At 55.1% G+C, this 2,454-nt stretch carries 2 protein-coding genes; both read right to left on the reverse strand.

From position 1 onward, the window contains the following. On the reverse strand, positions 1–653 hold a 653-nt coding region (gene fixJ, locus B7G66_RS13735; RefSeq protein WP_148424804.1), incomplete at its 3' end, for a response regulator FixJ. Then, positions 650–1,906 (reverse strand): sensor histidine kinase, encoded by a 1,257-nt coding sequence (locus tag B7G66_RS13740; protein WP_237700331.1) that lies wholly within the window; start codon positions 1,904–1,906, stop codon positions 650–652. The genes B7G66_RS13740 and fixJ, both read right to left, overlap by 4 nt. Positions 1,907–2,454 lie beyond the last annotated feature (548 nt).

Genomic DNA, 2,454 nt, shown 5'->3' on the forward strand with positions numbered 1-2,454 from the left:
ACTTTGGGAATCCTATGATTCAAGCTATTCGCAGTGCGCTCTAGCAGCTCTCCCGCCACGAGCGCCATCCGCACCAATTCGGATAGGGTGCGAGCGTCCATTTTCGTCATGAGATTGGCTCGATAAATCTCTATTGTTCGCGGGCTTATTTCAAGCTCACGGGCAATAGCCTTGTTCGATTGGCCATCGACAAGACCACGGAGAACCTGTCGTTCCCTATTCGTCAGAACGGCGATCCGCTGGCGAACGACATGCGCCGGCGTCCGGCCGGCAGGGATTTCACCGTCGCTTTGCAAAGCAGAAGCCACCGCCTCGAGGATGGAATGGTCGTCGAACGGTTTTTCGATGAAATCGCGAGCGCCCCCCTTCATCGCCTGCACAGCCAAGGGAACATCGGCATGTCCCGTGATCACGATGACCGGCAGGACTGGCCTTACGTCCTGAAGATGGCTGACGAGATCAAGGCCGTCCATGCCGGGCATCCGGATATCGGTAACAACGCAGCCATGCTCGATCCGGTCGAGGATGCTGAGGAACTCGTCCGCTGATGCGTAGGTCCGTGCGGTATACCCCGATGCAAGCAGCAGGAAGGCAAGGGACTCGCGCACGGCCTCGTCGTCGTCGATTACATGGACGATGCAGTCAGAATTCATTCGCCAAACCCCTCTATCCGGGCACAAGGGAGGGTAAAGAGAAAGCATGTCCCACCCTCGGGCACCGCCTGCGCCCAGATGCGTCCTCCATGGGCTTCTACGATGGTGCGACAGATCGACAGGCCGACTCCCATACCATGATCCTTCGTTGTCGAAAAAGGCTCGAACAGCTTACCGGCGATCTCTGGCCTCACTCCGGCACCGGTATCTGTCACGGAAACTCGTGCCATGCCTTCAAAGGCGTCAATTGCGACAACAAGACGCCGCTCGTGGCAATCTTCCATAGATTCCACGGCATTACGGATTAAGTTGAGCAGCACCTGCTGAATCTGGATTTTGTCCGCGATAACCTGATCGACATTGGAATCCAGTCGAAAGGACACATTGATCCCGCGCTCCGCAATGCCGACCAGCGCCAGCACCGCCATCTCCTCTACAAGTGCTGTCAGACTCTGCAGCCCCAGGTCCCCTTCTCCTCGCGAGACGAACTCCCGTAACGACCGTATGATCTGACCTGCCCGCAGAGCCTGTGCCGCCGCTTTGTCTATGGCCTCCTGCACGCGCTCGTTCTGCCCGCTTCCCTTCTGCAGAAGACGACGGCCGCCATTGAGAAAATTTGTAATGGCCGTCAGTGGCTGATTGAGTTCATGCGCCAGTGTCGCCGCCATCTCACCCATTGCTGACAGGCGGGAGATATGCGTGACTTCGGCCTGCAACTGCCGCATGCGGCGATCTGCCTCCTCACGCTCTGTAAGGTCACGCAGGAAAACAATCACAAATGGGCGCCCTCCCGAACTCAGGCGGCCTATGGACAGATCAACAGGAATCGTCGTCTCGTCCCCACGGCGGGCGATTGACGCAAATCCCTGCCGGTCGAGAACTGGAGGCGCACCAAGCTCCGGAACGATGGCCGCGATATTCATTCCGACCGCCTCCATCACATTCCACCTCAGCAATGTCTCGGCCGCCTGACTGAATGACTGCACGATCCCCTGCTCATCCAGAATAATGATAGCGTCCGGAACGGCGTCGAGAATGGAACGTAGATGGGTTTCTCGTTCAAGGATGCGTTGCGCCATCGCCGCCGTGCGCCGCCGTGCGCGCAGCAGCCATTCCCCCCCGCAGGTGATCAGAACGCAGAGTGTCGCAAACAGGAGCGTTTCAACCCAGTTTTCGATCGACGGAGCACCGTCATACGCCAAAAGCAGGGAACCCAGCGCCGAGGCGAGGATCGCCGCAACGAGACCGGGCAAGAGGCCGCCGGTCACAGCACCAACAAGCACCCCGGGAAGGAGAAGGAGAAACAATGTTCTGGTGCTACCAAGAAGCGGTGAAATCAGACAGCGTGAGAGCGCGCCCAGTATCACGAGGCCCAATGCAGCCAGAGAAGCAGTCACGAGGTGCCTATGCCGTGTCCGCAGCATGATCTCTTGATTTGACAGATCCCAGAAGTCCCTCAACGGCGCTCTCACTTTAACGGTGAACGATCGACCAGACGAAAGCAACTCCGTAATTATACGTAGTATCCTTCATTCAGAAAAAGCTGCAGCTTTAAGCTCTCAACGGCCATCAGTCATTATGATGGTTTCAAGGGATGGAGGAATACGATCTTGATTTAAACATTTTATATTCCCAAAAAAAATAGTACAGACAGCAACAAAAATCCATATTTACTTTAAAATTTTCATATGATGGCGTTATTTGTAATTTTTCACAAATACGTTCAACTTCCTTAATGCCGTAATTAAAATTCAGACATTAGAGCCTGATCCGAAAGTTTTTGAACAATACCAGCCTGTTG

It is taken from the genome of Novacetimonas hansenii JCM 7643 (assembly GCF_000964405.1).
GTDB lineage: Bacteria > Pseudomonadota > Alphaproteobacteria > Acetobacterales > Acetobacteraceae > Novacetimonas > Novacetimonas hansenii.